Below are 17,528 nucleotides of genomic sequence, written 5' to 3' on the forward strand. Positions count from 1 at the left end.
GTATGATCCGCCCCGCAAAATTTTAGTCAGTGAGGATGTATTTTATGGCACATAATGAAGATTTCCGAGACGAATCGGGCGTAAAAATGGGCTGGCTTGCGGTAATTACGTTTGTTGCCGTACCGGTTTTACCTGCGGTATTGGCGTGGTATAAATTTTTTGCAGCGTAAGCTGTAACGATTGAAAGGCACGTTATGTCTCTTGAACTTTTGTTGGTTGAGGATAAACCAGCAACCCAGGCTCAGTTGCTACAGATTCTTGTACAGAGCCCATTCTCGGTGAGTTGCGCCAATGATGGCCTTGATGGGCTTAACCGAGTAAAGAATAAGCACTTTGACGTGATTTTAGTTGACCATAAAATGCCCCTCATGGATGGCATTGCGTTGATTAAAAATATTCGTCAACTTCCTGCCTATAAGCAAACCCCGGTGATCTTGATGACCACGCAAGACGTGAATCAGGTAGCCGGATTAGCTGAAAAAGCTGGGGCTAATTTGTGCTTGGCTAAACCGATCGCGGCCGACCGTTTATTGGGGTTACTGCAAGATTTAGCTAGTACCATTCATAACCCGAAGCAGCTTACCGTATAAATTATCGCCTGCTAAGGCAGCATCAGCTGAGGGCAGGCGCATTGAGGGTAATTCACCATGCAATTAACCGATCACATTCGCGCCATCCCTGATTACCCTAAGCCGGGTATTGTGTTTCGTGACATCACGCCGTTATTGGCCGATGGGGCTGCATTCAAGCATACCGTAGATACTTTGCTAGCACGTTATCGCGATCAAGGTATCACTAAGATTGTTGGGATTGAGGCCCGTGGCTTTATTTTTGCAACAGCGCTTGCCTATGCGCTGGGTGTTGGCTTTGTGCCACTGCGTAAGCCGGGCAAATTACCACGCCAAGTAGTGAGTCAGCGTTATGCACTCGAATACGGTGAAGATGAGCTGCAACTGCACGCTGATGACATTACCGCTACCGACAAGGTGCTGATTATTGATGATTTGCTCGCCACGGGTGGTACCGTATTAGCCGCGGTAGCCTTAGTGCAGGCCTTGGGAGCCGAAATTGTGGAATGTAGTTTCGTGATCACCCTGCACGATTTACCCGGTGCTGAACGGCTAAACCAAGCGCAGATTCCATACTATACCCTGTGCGAGTTTTAGGGTAACTTAGGGGCTTTAGTCATCGGCTTCTTTTAACCAGCGGACAAGCGAATAGACATGAGTTATCAGGTTTTAGCACGGAAATGGCGACCGCGTAATTTTGCTCAGGTAGTAGGGCAACAGCATGTACTCAAACCCTTGTTTAACGCCCTTAAAACAGGGCGATTGCACCATGCTTGGTTGTTAACCGGTACCCGTGGGGTAGGTAAAACAACCATAGCTCGAATTCTTGCCAAGAGTCTTAACTGCGAACAAGGTATTACCGCTGAACCCTGCGGCACTTGTAGTGCTTGTGTGGCGATAGAACAAGGGCGTTTTGTCGATCTTCTAGAAATAGACGCGGCCTCACGTACCAAAGTTGAAGATACCCGCGAACTACTCGATAACGTGCAATATGCGCCTACTCAAGGGCGCTTTAAAGTGTACCTGATAGATGAAGTGCACATGCTCTCTCGGCATAGCTTTAATGCCTTACTTAAAACCTTAGAAGAACCGCCTGAGCACGTGAAGTTTCTGCTTGCTACCACAGATCCGCAAAAACTCCCCATTACGGTACTGTCACGTTGCCTGCAGTTTAACTTGAAAGCTTTGAGCCGCGATGAGATTGCCAACCATCTACAACAGGTGCTTACCGCCGAACAGATCCCGTTTGATGCCGATGCCATTCAAGCATTAGCGCGGGCTGCTCAAGGTAGTTTGCGTGATGCTCTTAGTTTAACTGACCAAGCCATAGCCCAGGGTGAACAAGCTGTTACTGTGGCTGGGGTACAACAAATGCTGGGCAGTGTGCCTGGCTATGAGGTGGCACAGCTGTTGCAACAGATAGTGGCGGGAGATGCTGCTGGGATGATGCAAACGCTAGATAATGTGGCCAGCCAAGTTCCAGATTTAGCCGGTTTACTGCCCGAATTACAGCAGACCGTGCAGCAAATGGCCCTGTTCCAAGTGGTACCTCATAGTGCTTGGGTCACCCAACTAGATGAACAAGCACAGCAGCTCGCTGGGCAGCTAGCTGCTGAACTGCTGCAAGTTTTTTATGACATTCTCGTACAAGGGCGCCGCGATTTAGCTCTCGCTGCCGATGTGCGCAGTGGTGTTGAAATGACCCTATTGCGGCTGCTAGCTTTTCGGCCGCAATCGTTAGAAGTGAATGAAACCCCAGCTGTGACGGGGGCTAGCGCGACTGTAAAAAAGCCCCAAGCGGCCAGCGCAACTGAGTCAGTGCAGGCTGATGCGGTGTATCAGCAAACGCCTCATGGTGCCGCCGATACCCAGCATCAAGTAACTGAAAGCGCCGCGCCGCCCGATAGCAAACCAGTCGCAGCAGCGCTCCAGTCTGAGCAAACTCAAGCGGCGCCGGTCACATCAGTTCAAGCGGCTGACGATGACGAGATCCCAGCTTATTTAGGGGACGATGACGATGATGACGACGACCGTTTTGCTGATTTTGCGGAAGCACCACGTGCAACTCATGCTGCAAACACAGCTGCAAACACAGCTGCAACCAAGGCTACAAGCACAGCCCCAGTAGCAGCGCCGTCAGTAGCAGCAAAGTCAGTATCCGATGACGCCGCTACAGCGCAGCCAGCTGCCGGCCCAGCGGCAACGACGCCGGCGGCAAGTAGCAAACCTGATTTAGCAGCGTTGATGGCCACTCGTGCGGCACTGGTTGAAAAACAGCAAAGCTCTAAACAGCCAACGTCAGCCAGTGCAGCCGCGCCAGAGCTAGCGGCGCCAGCAGAATCAGCTAGTTCAGCAGCAGAAGTACCAGCAGAACAAGCCCGAGTAGTGGCGCCTGTAGCAACGCCAACAGAGTCAGCTCGTTCAGCAGCAGAAATACCAGCAGCAGAAGTGCTAGCAGCAGGAGCACCAGCACCAGAACCAGCGGCGACAACCGAACCAGCTACACCAGCTGCACCAGCTCAACCAGCGGCACCAGCACAACCAGCGAACGCTGGTTTAGCGACGCCGGCTGTGAGTACCTTGCAATTAGATCAGCTGGAATTAGCGCCACAGGTGCGCTTGGCAGCTGAAATTGATGGTTGGGCGGCGATGATAGATCATTTAGAATTACATGGTTTGACCAGGCAGTTAGCTCGTAATGGTAATTTACAAAAGACCGCCCAAGGGCACGTGTTAGTTTGCCAGAAAAACTGGGCCTATCTCTTGAATGACGCAGCCATCGATACTATTAAACAGGGGATGTTGGCGCAATTTGATATTCAATTGTTAGATGTGGTGATTGGCGATACTCAGCAAGCTACGCCAGCAGAAATTCAACAGTACATAGATGCGCAGCGATTAGCGCGTGCAAAACAAACCTTGCAGCAAGATCCTGTAGCTCAACAATTAGCGCAAGTCTTTGGCGCAGAGTTACAAGAAGACTCGGTGCAACCCGAATAACCAAACGAAGAGGTAGTTATGTTTAAAGGTGGTGGTTTAGGAAACATGATGAAGCAGGCGCAGAAAATGCAAGAGCGCATGCAACAAGTGCAAGCTGAAATCGCGAGTATGGAAGTAGTAGGTGAAGCGGGCGCTGGTCTGGTTAAAGTAACCATGCTGGGCAATCATAACGTGCGCCGCGTTGCCATCGATCCTAGCTTGATGAGCGATGACGACCAAGAAATGTTGGAAGATCTGATTGCTGCGGCAGTAAATGACGCAGTGCGCCGGGTAGAGCAAACCAGCAAAGAAAAGATGGCTGAAGTAGCTGGCGGTATGAACTTGCCACCTGGCTTTAAGATGCCGTTTTAAGACACAGGTATTCAGATGCAATTAAGTCCGGCAATACAAGAGCTCATTCAAGCTTTAAAGGTGCTCCCTGGGGTCGGTCCGAAAAGTGCCCAGCGGATGGCGTTTCAGCTGTTGGAACGTCAACGCGAGGGTGCCCAGCGGTTGGCGCAAGCACTAACGCAGGCAGTCGAAAAAGTAGGTCATTGTAACGATTGTCGGACGTTAACTGAGTCGCCGCAGTGCGTGATTTGCGCCCATCCCGCACGGCAACAAAGTGGCATGTTATGCATTGTTGAAACCCCTGCCGATGTGCTGGCGATTGAGCAAACGGGGCAGTATCAAGGACGCTATTTTGTATTGATGGGACATTTGTCGCCGCTCGATGGGATTGGTCCGGAAGATATAGGTTTAGATGTGTTGGCACAACGGCTAAGTAGCGAAGCTATCCAAGAAATCATTCTGGCGACCAATCCGACTGTCGAAGGTGAAGCTACAGCGCACTACATTGCTGAGTTGGCGCGCCAAGCCCACATTAAGACGTCGCGCATCGCTCATGGGGTGCCCGTGGGTGGTGAACTTGAGTACGTTGACCAAGCTACCTTAGGTCATGCCTTTTCTGGGCGAAAAATTATCGAAGCAAACTAGCCAAAGGTGCTTGAAATCTCAAGCACCATCCCCATCTCTGCTGTAGTGTTTAACCAAATAGTGCAGGAGAGACCACTATGGCGGAGACCCGTCAAGCAGAAACCCACGGTTTTCAAACCGAAGTGAAGCAGTTGCTCCACTTAATGATTCATTCATTATATTCCAACAAAGAGATTTTTCTGCGGGAACTCGTTTCCAATGCATCGGATGCTGCGGATAAGTTGCGCTTTAAGGCGCTTAGCGATGGCAGCCTACTGGCCGATGACGGTGAGTTATGGGTGCGCGTAAGTGCCGATAAAGACGCAGGAACTATTACTATCAGCGATAACGGCATTGGCATGACTCGTGAAGAAGTGATGACCAATCTGGGTACAATTGCGAAATCTGGTACTGCAGACTTCTTCAGCCAATTATCTGGTGATCAAGCCAAAGATAGCCGCTTGATTGGGCAGTTTGGGGTAGGTTTCTACTCTGCTTTTATTGTCGCTGATAGCGTTACCGTACGGACCCGCGCAGCAGGCGCGAGCGCTGATGAAGGGGTGGAATGGACCTCACGTGGTGAAGGTGAATTTGATATTGCGGTTATCCAAAAAGCAAAACGCGGCACCGATATCATTTTGCATGTACGCGATGATGCCAAGGAATTTTTAGACGAATGGCGGTTAAAGAGCATCATCACCAAATATTCAGATCATTTGAGTATTCCGGTGCAAATGCCGAAGCGCGATGATGACGATAAGCACACGGGTTGGGATAGTGTCAACTCGGGCCAAGCTTTATGGACTCGCGATAAAAGCGAGATCACTGACGACGAATACAAAGAGTTTTATAAAACGGTAGCCCACGACTTTGATGAGCCGTTACTCTGGAGTCATAACAAAGTTGAGGGTACCAGCGAGTACACCAGCTTACTCTATATTCCTAAGCGTGCGCCATGGGATTTATGGAACCGCGACCAGCAACATGGCATAAAGCTATATGTGAAGCGGGTGTTCATCATGGACGACGCCAAGCAGTTGATGCCAACTTACTTGCGGTTTGTGCGTGGTTTGATGGATTCAGCTGATTTGCCTCTCAACGTGTCGCGTGAAATCTTACAAGACAATAAGATTACGCGCTCAATGCGTAACGGTAGCACCAAGAAAATCTTGAGCATGCTGAGCAAGTTAGCTAAAGACGAGCCAGACACTTATCAAGAGTTCTGGAATACCTTTGGTACTGTGCTCAAAGAAGGCCCGGCCGAAGATAGCGCTAACCAAGAAAAAATCGCAAGTTTATTGCGCTTTGCTTCGACCCATGAAGATCAGCGCGAAGCTCGAGTTAGCTTAGATGCTTACCTTGAGCGTATGCCAGAGAAGCAAGACAAGATCTACTACATTGTCGCCGATAGCTACGAAGCTGCGCGAGATAACCCAGCCCTTGAGATTTTCCGTCAAAAAGGGATTGAGGTGTTGTTGTTATCAGAGCGTATTGATGAGTGGTTAATGAGCCACCTGAGCGAATACAAAGAAAAACCGTTCCAATCAGTAACGCGCGGTGATTTAGATTTAGGTGAGTTAGATGACGCTGAGACCAAGCAAAAACATGAAGCTGCAGAAAAGTCGTTTAAACCGCAATTAGAGCGTTTTGAAAAGGCGCTTGGCGACCAGATCAAAACGGTTCGGGTGACCCATCGGTTAACTCAATCACCGGCTTGTATTGTCACTGATGACAACGATATGAGCACGCAAATGGCGAAGCTGATGGAAGCCGCAGGGCAACCGGTGCCAGAAACCAAGTATATTTTCGAAATTAATCCAGAACATACGTTGGTACAAAGGATCACTGCGCTCACCGATGAGCAACGCTTTGCTGAATGGGCACATTTATTGCTTGATCAAGCAACGTTAGCTGAGCGTGGCAGTCTGAAAGATCCTGCGCAGTTTGTGACCCGCTTAAATCGGTTGATGTTAGAACTAACCGAATAATAGCTGTGCAACCGAGCATTGTCCGACCAAAGTCGGCAATGCTCGGACTTGTAAAGGTGCGAGCCAGCAGGTAAAGTTCGCATTTATTCGTTGGCAAAACACACACAAGTTAAAAGAGGTTGTTCATGCGCATTATCTTGTTGGGCGCTCCAGGCGCAGGGAAAGGTACTCAAGCGCAGTTTCTGATGAAAACGTTTGGGATTCCACAGATCTCAACCGGAGACATGTTGCGAGCTGCAATTAAAGAAGGTACCCCACTAGGTCAACAAGCCAAGGCTATTATGGATGCTGGCAAGCTGGTATCTGATGATATTATGATTGGCTTAGTGAAAGAGCGAGTTGCCCAAGCTGATTGCGCTAACGGCTTCTTACTGGACGGTTTTCCGCGCACCATTCCGCAAGCTGATGGCATGCATGCTGCTGGTATTGATGTGGATGTGGTACTTGAGTTTGCAGTCCCAGATGAGGTGATTGTGGAACGCATGGGCGGGCGTCGAGTACATCCAGGTTCTGGTCGGGTCTATCATGTGCAGTACAATCCACCGCAAGTAGCCGGAAAAGATGACGAAACCGGTGAAGATCTGGTGATTCGTGATGATGATAAAGAAGCAACGGTACGCAAACGCCTAGCAATTTATCATGAACAAACCGAGCCTTTGGTAGCATATTATCGTAAACTAGCCGAACAAGGTAAAACGGCCTTCCACAAAATTGATGGAACCCGTGATGTTGAGGTTATCAGTGCCGAGTTAGGTGAGCTGTTAAGTTAGCTTTAACCGGTCAATAATAATCAAAAAGCCCGCCTTGTGTGGGCTTTTTTTATAATAAAAATCAGGAGCCACAATGGACATGAACTTATCTGTAAGTCTGCTTTATGCGGGTTTGCTAACCTTGCTTTATATCGTGCTAGCCATCGACATTATTCGCCTGCGTTGGCGTCATCGGGTAGGTATTGGTACTGGCAATGCACAAGATTTAGAAGTTGCGGTGCGTATTCATGGTAATTTTTCTGAGTACGTACCACTGGGCTTGCTGTTGTTAGTACTGATGGACTTAACCGGTGCGTCTGCGAGCTTATTACACGGGCTAGGAGCCTTGTTATTCGTGGCGCGAATTAGCCATGCCTTAGGGCTTAAATTGAGTATTGGAACCTCGTGGGCGCGCACTGTGGGTGTGCTTGGTACCTTTATTACCTTGATGCTGCAAGCCGGCTACATGATTGGTTATTTTGTTGGGCAGGTGCTATGAGCGAGTTAGCTGGAGTTTATCGTAGTGGCACGGCTGGCCAGCCAGTATTGGTGCTACTGCATAGTTCACAGAGCAACAGTGGCCAATGGCGGGCGTTACAAACCCAATTACAAGCAGAGTACGATATCATCGCTATCGACTTGCTGGGTTATGGGCAAGCGCCTGCGGTTGCAACTGGGGTAGAGCCTGAAGCCTTTCGCTTTAGCGACGAAATGCCGCGAGTGATAGAAGCCTTACAGCACTATCAGATAACCCAGCCGGTAACCTTAATTGGTCATTCTTATGGGGGTGCTTTGGCGTTAAAGTTAGCGTTAGAACAACCCTTTGTAGTAGACCGTGTGGTGCTGTTTGAGCCGGTGGCATTTCATGTCTTAGACCATCAAGACCCAGCGCGAGCTGAAATTGATGCCATTGCTGCACAAATGGACCAGTATGATGCGCAGGCAGCTACCCGTAATTTTGTCGATTATTGGAATGAGCCAGGCTACTTTGACGCGTTACCTGATAAAATTAAGCGCCTAATGATTGCTCAAGCAAGTAAAGTCGCCATGGACTTTTCAGCGTTGATGGGCGAGCCCCATAAATTACAAGATTACCGCCACGTGCAGCAGCCGTTACTACTATTGCAAGGATCCAGTACTCAAGCTAGTGCTAAGCAAGTAGCGCAGCAACTCTTGCATGTGTTACCCCATGCCACTACGGTGACTTTGCCCTGCGGGCATATGGGGCCACTAACCCATGCTGCATTAGTGAACCAGCAAATCATCGAGTTTTTACAACAGACGAGTTAGAGTCAGGTGAGCTATCAACCGCCCTTAGAGCAATTTGAGTTCTGTCAGCAACAACCAGAGCTGGCCTATTTTGATAGTGCTGCCAGTTGCCAAGTACCGCAATCGGTATTAACCAAGCTACTGGATTATTATCAACACCAGCATGCTAATGTGCATCGTGCTAGTTATGCACGGGGGCGGGCTGCTACCCAGTGCTATGAGCAAGCGCGACGAGATTGCGCCCAAGCGATTGGGGCAACGGCTGCACAGGTGAGCTTCCAGGCCTCCACCACCAGTACCTTGAACGGTTTGGCGCAGCAGCTACCGGTAGCTTGGCAGGCGGGCGATGAAATTTTGCTAAGTAGTGCTGAGCATCATGCCAACATTCTGCCGTGGCAGCGTTTGGCTGCTCAACATGATTTACGACTGCGATTTATTAGCCTTGATAGAGCAAGCGGTGAGTTGGGTGAATGGCAACACTTATTGGGGCCGCGCACCAAGGTGGTCAGTCTTACCTTAGCTAGCAATATTACCGGAACTCGATTTGCGCTCGAGCCAATTTTGGCGGCAGCCCAGCAGCAAGGGGCTTGGACCATTGTGGATGCGGCCCAAGCCGTTGCTCATGAGCAGCTGGCTGTAACGCAGTTGGGCGCCGATGCGGTGGTATTCAGTGCCCATAAGGCCTACGGTGTCGCCGGCTGTGCGGTGTTGTGGTTAAGCCAAGCTTTGCTGGCTGCCAGTGAACCTTTTACGGTGGGTGGTGGTATTGTCACTGGCGTAACTAAAAGCCAAGCCAACCTGGTCACAGGTATTCATAAATTTGAAGCTGGCACCCCTAACGTGGGCGCAGCGGTTGCTGCTGCTAGCGGGTTAGCTTGGCTACAGCAACAGCAGCAATTGGGCTTGCATGATTATTTACAAGAGCTACGGCAGCAGTTATGGCAACAGTTGCAGCAGCGTGTTTGGTTAACCTTATTACCCACGGGTAAACAGCATACCCCAGTGATTGCTTTTTACAGCGATGAGTTTCAGGCCCACGACATCGCCACCTGGTTAGATCAGCACCAGATTGCGGTACGTGCAGGGCACCATTGCGCGCAAATCTTATTGCAAGATTGGCAGTTACCAGCGGTAGTCAGGGTGTCTTTAGCAGCGTACAATACGCCCGCGCAAATTGAGCGGTTAGTAGCGGCACTCGATGCTGGTTGGCAATTATTTGCCGAATAAGCCGCCGCTGACGAACCTGCCAGTGCCTGCATGTTTTGCCTTTTTCTTTGTTAGGAGAGTAGTACCTTGAACCAGCAAGCCAGCCCGGTTGCGTCACACTGGTGGACAGAATCGAAAAAATTAGCTCGGTTAACGGGCCCTATCCTGATCGCTCAATTAACGCAAATGTTAATGAGCGTGGTGGATACCTTGATGGCGGGGCGGGTGAGTGCCACCGATTTAGCCGCGGTATCGGTTGGTGGTAGCATTTGGGTTCCTTCTACCCTCATTATTATGGGCATGGCGTTGGCGCTAGCTCCTATCATTTCGCATTTAGATGGTGGTGGTAAGCAGCGTAAAGTTGCCAATATGGTGCAGCAGGGTATTTACGCTGCCATGTTGGGTGGTGCTTTGTGCTTTATCGTGATCATGTGTGCGCCTTTGATCCTCAATGCCATGAGTGTTGAAGATAATTTCCGCGATATCACCTTAGATTATCTGATGTATGTAGCCACAGCGATACCTGCCTTGGTGATCTACATGGTGTTGCGAAATTTCTGTGAAGGCTTGTCGCATACCATGCCCAGTTTGGTGGTGGGTATTATTGGTTTAATCGTGAATATTCCGGTTAACTACGTCTTTATTTACGGTGTAGGCGGTTTTCCTGAGCTTGGCGGTGCCGGTTGTGGGGTCGCTACCAGCATCGTGATTTGGGTGATGGCACTAAGCATGGTGCTGTATGTCAGCTTAGCCAAACGTTTTAAGAAAATTGGGGTGTTCAAGCGCTGGCATGCGCCAAATTGGGATGATGTTTGGTACATAGTGCGAATTGGCTTTCCGATTGCGACCTCGATGTTTTTTGAGGTGAGTCTATTTGCCGCCGCAGCCTTAGTGATAGCCCCCCTAGGTGCAACCGTGGTGGCCAGTCATCAGATCGCATTAAATATTTCGTCGTTGGTGTATATGGTGCCGCTGAGTTTATCCATGGCTGTTACCTTGCGGGTAGGCTTTGCGTTGGGCGCTGGTAATCCAGCTAACGCGATGCTCAGCCACAAGTTAGCCACCTTGTATGGGATGACCTTTGCCGCTGTCAATGGCTTGATTATGTACATTACCGGGGCCTGGTTAGCAGGGCTCTATACCGATGATCAAGCGGTGATCCAGTTAGCCGCAACCTTGATGGGGCTGGCTGCTATTTTTACCCTGTCGGACACCTTTCAAGCGATTGCAATAGGCACCTTGCGTGGCTACAAAGATACCAAAGTGGTGATGTTTATTACCTTTGTGTCGTACTGGCCACTAGGCTTAACCGTGGGTATCTTATTGTCATTAACGGATACCATAGTGCCTTCTATTGGTGCTGCTGGTATGTGGGTTGGCTTTATTGTGGGCTTATCGGTGGCAGCGGTATTGCTAACGTGGCGCTTGCGGGTTGTGAGCCGCCGCTACAATGAGCAGCACGGGCTGAGTTTAACTCAGCATCCGCACGCTTAATTCAGTATAGACATAGCAGCGCAAGGCTAATATTAGGCCGCGCTGCTAATGCCAGTCATTATTATGATGAAGTAGAAGTCGGCTGATGCCGTTGTTGCAACACCGCTAACACATCATTCAAGCTTAAATCGCGGGCGGCTAATACCACCAGCAGGTGATAGAGTAGATCGGCACTTTCATTGAGCAATTCGTGATCATCACCGGCCGTGGCCGCTAAAGCAACTTCAACCCCTTCTTCACCGACTTTTTGTGCCGCACGTTTGATGCCAGCGGCAAACAAGCTAGCGGTATAGCTGCTACTAGGGTCTGCATTGCGGCGCGAACTGATGGTATCCATCAGGGTTTGCAACATCGGCGTTGACTGCTCATCGCTAAAACAACTGCGGCTACCCAGATGACAGGTAGGACCGAGTGGTAGTGCCCGAATAAGCAAACTATCCTGATCACAATCGGTATGCACACTAACGACTTGCAAAAAGTGTTCAGAGCTTTCGCCTTTGGTCCACAGCCGCTGTTTGCTGCGGCTAAAAAAAGTCACTCGCTGGTGGCTTAGCGTGTGCGCTAAAGCCTCACTGTTCATGTAGCCTTGCATTAACACTTCGCCACTTAGGGGATGTTGCACCATGGCTGGTAACAACCCATCCGCAGCTTTACTAAAATTTACGACAGCTTGATTGGCTGGAGTAATAAGCATAACTCAGTATCCTTGTGCATGGGTACAAGCGGCGCTTGCGTTAGCGTCGTACCACAATCTCTTGCGTAGCTAAATAATCTTTTAACTCGCTAATTTCAATAATGTTCTTGTGAAAGACCGAGGCCGCCAAAGCGCCATCGACAGCAGCTTGCTGAAACACCTCAGCAAAGTGTTCTTTGGCACCCGCGCCACCCGATGCAATCAGTGGAATAGGGCAACTACGGCGTAACGTTTGCAATTGGGCAATATCGTAACCTTTGCGCACGCCATCTTGGTTCATGCAGTTTAGCACCACTTCGCCAGCGCCTCGTGCGACCACTTCCGCTAACCAATCAGCCGTTTGCCACCGGGTTTTCTGAGTACGTTGCTCGTCACCAGTAAACTGATAAACCTGATAGGTTTGGCTTTCGCTGTCAAAAAAACTATCAATGCCAATCACAATACATTGTTGTCCAAACTCATCGACCAGTTGATTGATTAAGTCGGGATTTTGCAGTGCTGGTGAGTTAATCGATAGTTTATCAGCGCCCATAGCTAACAGCTGTTGCGCTTGCTCAATCGAGCTAATGCCGCCAGCTACGGTAAAGGGGATATCGATCAGACGCGCTACCCGTTCCACCCAGGATTTATCAATCACGCGGGCATCAGCCGAGGCGGTAATATCATAAAAGACTAACTCGTCAGCTCCGGCTGCAGCATAACGCTCAGCGAGTGGTTCGATAGCACCAATAATTTCGTGATTACGAAACTGCACGCCTTTGACGACTTCGCCATTGCGTACGTCTAAACAGGGGATGATGCGTTTGGCCAGCATGCGAGTGCCTCCTTCAAAGTAAATCGACCGGTGAGCAACGCTTTACCAAGAATCGCGGCATCGCATTGGTTGGCTTGCAACTGCTCTAAATCGGTTAAATCAGCAATCCCCCCCGAAGCTTGAATCACTAGGCTAGGGTAGGCTTGTTTGAGCCGTTGGTACAGCTCGACATTGGTGCCCGTTAACATGCCATCACGGCTGATGTCGGTGCACAACACATGACGCAACCCTACCGGTAAATACTGCTCAATCATTTGCTCCAAGGTTAGCTCGGATGATTGCTGCCAACCGTGGGTAGCGACCCAAGCTTGGCCGTCAGCGTCAATGTTCACATCCAATGCCAGCACAATGGCATCGCTGCCGTAGTGGCTGAACCAGTGTTGCACTAAGGCCGGTTGTTTTACCGCCACCGAACCTAACACCACTCGTTGCACACCACAAGCAAACAGTTGTTCAAGGTCGGCTTGGGTACGAATACCCCCACCTACTTGCACTGACATGCTGGTTGCAGCGGTGATTTTTTGCAGTAGTTGCAACTGCCGTTGGGCGGGATCACGGGCACCATCTAAATCGACTAAATGCAACCATTGAGCACCGGCTGCTTGGTAATCAGCAACGATCGGTAGGGGATCACTAGCAAAGGTTGTTTGTCGAGCAAAGTCACCTTGTTGTAAACGCACGACCTCGCCGTTAATTAAATCAAGTGCGGGTATCAGCATCAGTTAGCTCCAAAAAGTTCTTAAGGATGGTGGCGCCCGCAGCTCCCGATCGTTCCGGGTGAAATTGAGCACCAAAAAAGTTACCGCTTCTGACCATGGCAGCAAAGGTTTGGCCGTAGTGACAACTTGCGATGGTATGGGCACTCACGGCCACCGCAAAACTATGTACAAAATAAAAATAACTGGCATCAGGCAAACCAGCTAAGAGCGGATTGTCAGCACTGCCATTAACGGTGTTCCAACCCATGTGCGGTAGCGGTAGATCTGCTGCTTGTAGGCGCTCGGTTCGAGTTGGAATAATGCCGAGGCAATCAACATTGCCTTCGGCTGATGCGGTGGTTAACAGCTGCATCCCCAAGCAGATACCCAACACCGGCTGTTGTAACTGCCGCAGGGTATCAACGAGTTCCAGTCGCTGTAGGTTACGCATGGCGGCAGCAGCGGTGCCTACCCCCGGTAAAATTACTCGGTCAGCACTATTAATCTGAGCCGCATCGGCGGTTATCAGCGGGCTTACACCTAGGCGTTCAAATGCAAAGCGCACTGAACTGATATTAGCACAGGCGGTATCTACGATGACTAGGCTTGGCTTACTCATGCCAGCATCCCCTTGCTTGAAGGTAAACTTTGTTCGCCCGTGCGGGCGATAGCAGCTCTTAGTGCGCGGCCAAACACTTTGAACAGACTTTCAACCTGATGATGGCTGTTACCCTCGGTGGTGCTTAGGTGGAGTGATATCGCCATGGCATCGCTTAATGAGCGGAAGAAGTGACCGACCATTTCAGTGGATAATTCACCTACTTTGTCACGGCTAAAATCGGCCTCAAACTGCAGGTAAGGACGCCCAGAAAGATCGATCAGACATTCTGCCCGACACTCATCCATCGGCAACGCAAAACCAAATCGGCCGATACCACGCTTGTCGCCTAGAGCTTGACGTAACGCTTGGCCGAAAGCGAGAGCTGTGTCTTCGACAGTATGGTGCTCATCAATGTGCAAATCACCTTGTACCTGCAGGTTGAGGGCAAAACCAGCGTGGGTGGCAATTTGCTCCAGCATGTGGTCAAAAAAGCCAATTCCGGTGCTGATGCTAATAGGCTGGCTAGCATCTAAATCGAGCTCAACCAAAATATCGGTTTCGCGCGTGGTGCGTTGTACCTTGGCTTGGCGTGGCTTGGCCAATAACTGGTGGGCGATAGTCGCCCATGAAGTTGTGGCTGGGTCATATTTGATGCCTTGAATGCCCATATTTTCAGCCAGTTGTAAGTCGGTATCACGGTCTCCAATAACATAAGACTGAGTAAAATCGACACGGCCTTGTTGCAGATAGTCTTTGACCAAGCCCAAGGCCGGCTTACGACAACTGCAGGCTTGCTCCGCAAAGTGTGGACAAATCAAGACGTCGTCAAAACGTATGCCTTGTGAGCTAAACACGTCCATCATTAAGTTGTGGGGCGCATCAAAATCCGCTTGTGGAAAGCTGTCGGTGCCTAAGCCATCCTGATTAGACACCATCACCAAACGATTGCCAGCTTGCTGTAATTGCAGTAAGGCCGGGATCACGCCAGGTTCAAATTTAAGCTTGGCTAAACTATCAAGTTGTTTATCAATCGGCGGCTCTTCTACTAAAGTGCCATCGCGGTCGATAAATAAAATTTTCTGGGCTGCTGAACTCATGGAAATACCTTCAATAATTGGTCCATTTCGGCGGCGCTACCAATGCTGATGCGCACGCTGTTGGCTAGTCCTAATTGCTGCGACTGATTACGAATTAAAATACCCGCAGCGGCAAAGTGCGTTACGATCGCGGCCGCATCTGTTACTGTGAGCAACACAAAATTGGTACAGCTGGGCCAAATTTTAGTCACCCAGCTGGCATCTGCTAGCGCTACAAGCAATCGTTCGCGCTGGGCGTTGGTTGCTGCTACCTGTTGCTGCATGGCGTTGATGGCAGCATCAGATAATGCTTGTGTGGCGACAGTTACCGTCGTTTGTGGCAACGGATAAGGGGCAATCACCTTGCGTAAGGCTTCAATGATATCGGCTGGCGCTAAGGCAAAGCCGCAGCGAATACCGGCCAGACCAAAGGCCTTTGATAGCGTTCGCAACACCACCAATTGCGGGTACTGCTGCAACCATGAGCTCACTTCATTTAGGGCCTGCACTGAGCTTGCTGCGGCAAACTCAATGTAGGCTTCGTCAACCACTACAATAGCACGTTCGCCTACTTGCTGTAGCAACTGCTGCAACGAGTCTAGGGTTAAGTTATTGCCTAGCGGGTTAGAAGGATTGCAGACAAAAATAAGTTTTACGGTTTGCGCTGCCGTTTGTATTTGCTCAAGGATGGCCGGAACATCCAATTGTTGTTGTTGCAGCGGCACGCTAATTACCCCAGCACCGTGCGTTTGCGCACTGATGGCATACATACCGTAGGTGGGGGGGCAAATGACGATGCTATCGCGTCCAGGTTCGCAAAAGGTACGAATCAGCAATTCAATGGCTTCATCGCTGCCACGACAACTGAGTACTTGCTCGGCGTCAACCCCCGCGTAACTGGCGTAGGCCTGATTGAGAGCTGCGCTTTGAAACGACGGGTAACGATTGAGATCGCTACCGCTCATGGCGTTGTCAGCTACAGTGGCTAATGGGGTGCTGGGAGCTTCGTTAGCATTCAGCCACACATTGCCACCACTCATGCTGCGGCGTGCCGAGGCATAAGGCGTTAACTGGGCGAGGTGAGCTCGCTGTAATTTGCTGGCCAAACTCATACTGATTGCTCCAACCGAATACTAACCGCTCGGGCATGGGCTGATAACCCTTCGGTTTCAGCAAGATCGATAATAGCGTTAGCAAGACCAGCTAAGCCGGCTTGGCTAACCCGTTGTAAGGTGTAGCGCCGATAAAAATCTAACAAACCAAGGCTACTGTAATTGCGCGCAAAGCCGTAAGTAGGCAACACGTGGTTAGTACCGGTGGCATAATCGCCGCCTGATTCTGGCGTGTAATGGCCGACAAAAATCGAACCGGCATGGGTTAACTGTGCTAAATAGTCGTCAGCACTATCTAACTGCACTGATAAGTGTTCGGGAGCATATTGCTGACTAATGGTGATGGCTTCAGCAAGGTCGCTGACTTGAATGAGGGCGCTACCAGCAAGAGCTCGACGGGCAATGTCCGCGCGCGGTAACTGCTCTAATTGTTCGGATAAAGCCAGCGTGACTTGCTCCAATAACTGTGCCGATGGAGTTAGCAAAATCACCTGCGAATCAGCACCGTGCTCGGCTTGAGATAATAAATCAGCCGCCACAAAGGCCGGATTAGCGCTGTCATCAGCAATCACCAACAGCTCAGAAGGCCCTGCTGGCATATCAATTGCTGGGCCCCCCGGAATCTGGGCAACTAATTGTTTGGCAGCGGTAACATAGCTGTTGCCCGGGCCAAAAATTTTCGCCACCGGCGCCATGCTTTCGGTACCCAGCGCTAGCGCTGCGATAGCTTGTGCTCCGCCACAGCGATACACCTCGGTGATACCACATTTTTGCGCCACGTACATCAGAGCTGGAGACAGCTGACCGTTGCGATCCGGTGGGCTAACTAATACCCGGCGTGGATTATTTGCAAGTTGCGCCGGTACGCCTAACATTAATGCGGTAGATGGCAGTACAGCCGTGCCACCAGGAATATAAAGGCCAACTGCTTCTAACGCGTGATATTGTTGGGTGCAGCTCACCCCCGGGGCAGTTGTTACGGTAACCGCCTGCGGCTGTTGCGCTTGGTGAAACGCATAAATGGTCTGATAGGCCGTATCAATGGCTGCTTTAACTTGTGGCTCTACTAAGGCGGCTTGGGCAGCAATTGCCGCCTCGTCGTAACGCAGCTCAGTTAAGCTCGGGCAATCAAATTGTTGGGTGTACTTGAGCACCGCCGCATCGCCGTCAATGGCAACCGCATCAATGATCGCTTGCACCTGGCTAAGTAGCTCGGCTGATTGTGCTTGAGCAGGACGCGCCAGCAACTGACGTTGCTGGTCGGCCGTGAGCTGTTGCCAAATAACTTGTTGAAGTTGTGCCAT

At 50.3% G+C, this 17,528-nt stretch carries 19 protein-coding genes; 12 read left to right on the forward strand and 7 right to left on the reverse strand.

Going from position 1 to position 17,528, the window contains the following annotated elements:
• Window positions 1-44 precede the first annotated feature (44 nt).
• From AB8S08_RS04305 to AB8S08_RS04360, 12 genes are all read left to right on the forward strand, one after another.
• Window positions 45-170 carry a hypothetical protein gene (locus AB8S08_RS04305; protein ID WP_313932674.1) on the forward strand — a complete coding sequence of 42 codons (126 nt, stop codon included), beginning with the start codon at window positions 45-47 and terminating at the stop codon, window positions 168-170.
• 24 nt (window positions 171-194) lie between these two features.
• Complete coding sequence (locus AB8S08_RS04310) at window positions 195-590, forward strand: response regulator (protein WP_369743798.1); 396 nt, start codon at window positions 195-197, stop codon at window positions 588-590.
• 57 nt (window positions 591-647) lie between these two features.
• Window positions 648-1,166 carry an adenine phosphoribosyltransferase gene (apt, locus tag AB8S08_RS04315; RefSeq protein ID WP_369743800.1) on the forward strand — a complete coding sequence of 173 codons (519 nt, stop codon included), beginning with the start codon at window positions 648-650 and terminating at the stop codon, window positions 1,164-1,166.
• A 57-nt stretch (window positions 1,167-1,223) separates the two neighbouring features.
• Entirely contained in the window at window positions 1,224-3,569 is a 2,346-nt protein-coding gene (dnaX, locus tag AB8S08_RS04320; protein ID WP_369743802.1) for a DNA polymerase III subunit gamma/tau, read from the forward strand.
• 18 nt (window positions 3,570-3,587) lie between these two features.
• Window positions 3,588-3,920: a YbaB/EbfC family nucleoid-associated protein gene (locus AB8S08_RS04325; protein ID WP_153826693.1), complete on the forward strand. Its 333-nt coding sequence runs from the start codon at window positions 3,588-3,590 to the stop codon at window positions 3,918-3,920.
• Between the two features lie 15 nt (window positions 3,921-3,935).
• Window positions 3,936-4,544: a recombination mediator RecR gene (gene recR / locus AB8S08_RS04330; RefSeq protein WP_110074714.1), complete on the forward strand. Its 609-nt coding sequence runs from the start codon at window positions 3,936-3,938 to the stop codon at window positions 4,542-4,544.
• Window positions 4,545-4,621: 77 nt separating this feature from the next.
• Window positions 4,622-6,511, forward strand: coding sequence for a molecular chaperone HtpG (gene htpG / locus AB8S08_RS04335; protein WP_313932670.1), 1,890 nt, complete (start codon window positions 4,622-4,624; stop codon window positions 6,509-6,511).
• A 125-nt stretch (window positions 6,512-6,636) separates the two neighbouring features.
• Window positions 6,637-7,281 carry an adenylate kinase gene (gene adk / locus AB8S08_RS04340; RefSeq protein ID WP_110074712.1) on the forward strand — a complete coding sequence of 215 codons (645 nt, stop codon included), beginning with the start codon at window positions 6,637-6,639 and terminating at the stop codon, window positions 7,279-7,281.
• A gap of 79 nt (window positions 7,282-7,360) precedes the next feature.
• Complete coding sequence (locus AB8S08_RS04345) at window positions 7,361-7,759, forward strand: MAPEG family protein (protein WP_369743803.1); 399 nt, start codon at window positions 7,361-7,363, stop codon at window positions 7,757-7,759.
• Window positions 7,756-8,550, forward strand: a complete 795-nt coding sequence (locus tag AB8S08_RS04350; RefSeq protein ID WP_369743804.1) for an alpha/beta fold hydrolase — start codon at window positions 7,756-7,758, stop codon at window positions 8,548-8,550. The genes AB8S08_RS04345 and AB8S08_RS04350 overlap by 4 nt, the downstream gene beginning before the upstream one ends.
• Before the next feature lie 6 nt (window positions 8,551-8,556).
• Window positions 8,557-9,756, forward strand: a complete 1,200-nt coding sequence (locus AB8S08_RS04355) for an aminotransferase class V-fold PLP-dependent enzyme (RefSeq protein WP_369743805.1) — start codon at window positions 8,557-8,559, stop codon at window positions 9,754-9,756.
• Window positions 9,757-9,822: 66 nt separating this feature from the next.
• The gene (locus tag AB8S08_RS04360) at window positions 9,823-11,229 is read left to right on the forward strand and encodes an MATE family efflux transporter (RefSeq protein WP_258306499.1); all 1,407 of its coding nucleotides are present in this window, start codon (window positions 9,823-9,825) and stop codon (window positions 11,227-11,229) included.
• Between the two features lie 61 nt (window positions 11,230-11,290).
• Here the strand turns inward: AB8S08_RS04360 and hisIE are convergent, their stop codons facing one another.
• From hisIE to hisD, 7 genes are read right to left on the reverse strand one after another with little or no spacing between them, the layout of a single operon-like run.
• Window positions 11,291-11,923 carry a bifunctional phosphoribosyl-AMP cyclohydrolase/phosphoribosyl-ATP diphosphatase HisIE gene (gene hisIE, locus AB8S08_RS04365; protein WP_369743808.1) on the reverse strand — a complete coding sequence of 211 codons (633 nt, stop codon included), beginning with the start codon at window positions 11,921-11,923 and terminating at the stop codon, window positions 11,291-11,293.
• A gap of 40 nt (window positions 11,924-11,963) precedes the next feature.
• A complete protein-coding gene (hisF, locus tag AB8S08_RS04370) occupies window positions 11,964-12,737 on the reverse strand; it encodes an imidazole glycerol phosphate synthase subunit HisF (RefSeq protein ID WP_110074707.1) in 774 nt (257 codons plus the stop codon).
• On the reverse strand, window positions 12,707-13,456 hold the full coding sequence (gene hisA / locus AB8S08_RS04375) for a 1-(5-phosphoribosyl)-5-[(5-phosphoribosylamino)methylideneamino]imidazole-4-carboxamide isomerase (RefSeq protein ID WP_110074706.1): 750 nt from the start codon (window positions 13,454-13,456) through the stop codon (window positions 12,707-12,709). The genes hisF and hisA overlap by 31 nt, the downstream gene beginning before the upstream one ends.
• The gene (hisH, locus tag AB8S08_RS04380; RefSeq protein ID WP_369743810.1) at window positions 13,437-14,054 is read right to left on the reverse strand and encodes an imidazole glycerol phosphate synthase subunit HisH; all 618 of its coding nucleotides are present in this window, start codon (window positions 14,052-14,054) and stop codon (window positions 13,437-13,439) included. Before hisH ends, hisA begins: the two co-directional genes overlap by 20 nt.
• Window positions 14,051-15,133 (reverse strand): bifunctional histidinol-phosphatase/imidazoleglycerol-phosphate dehydratase HisB, encoded by a 1,083-nt coding sequence (gene hisB, locus AB8S08_RS04385; protein WP_369743812.1) that lies wholly within the window; start codon window positions 15,131-15,133, stop codon window positions 14,051-14,053. Before hisB ends, hisH begins: the two co-directional genes overlap by 4 nt.
• Window positions 15,130-16,224: a histidinol-phosphate transaminase gene (gene hisC / locus AB8S08_RS04390; protein WP_369743814.1), complete on the reverse strand. Its 1,095-nt coding sequence runs from the start codon at window positions 16,222-16,224 to the stop codon at window positions 15,130-15,132. The genes hisB and hisC overlap by 4 nt, the downstream gene beginning before the upstream one ends.
• Complete coding sequence (gene hisD / locus AB8S08_RS04395; RefSeq protein WP_369743816.1) at window positions 16,221-17,528, reverse strand: histidinol dehydrogenase; 1,308 nt, start codon at window positions 17,526-17,528, stop codon at window positions 16,221-16,223. Before hisD ends, hisC begins: the two co-directional genes overlap by 4 nt.

It is taken from the genome of Pseudidiomarina sp. PP-1MA (genome assembly GCF_041200125.1).
Classification (GTDB): Bacteria; Pseudomonadota; Gammaproteobacteria; order Enterobacterales; family Alteromonadaceae; genus Pseudidiomarina; species Pseudidiomarina fusca.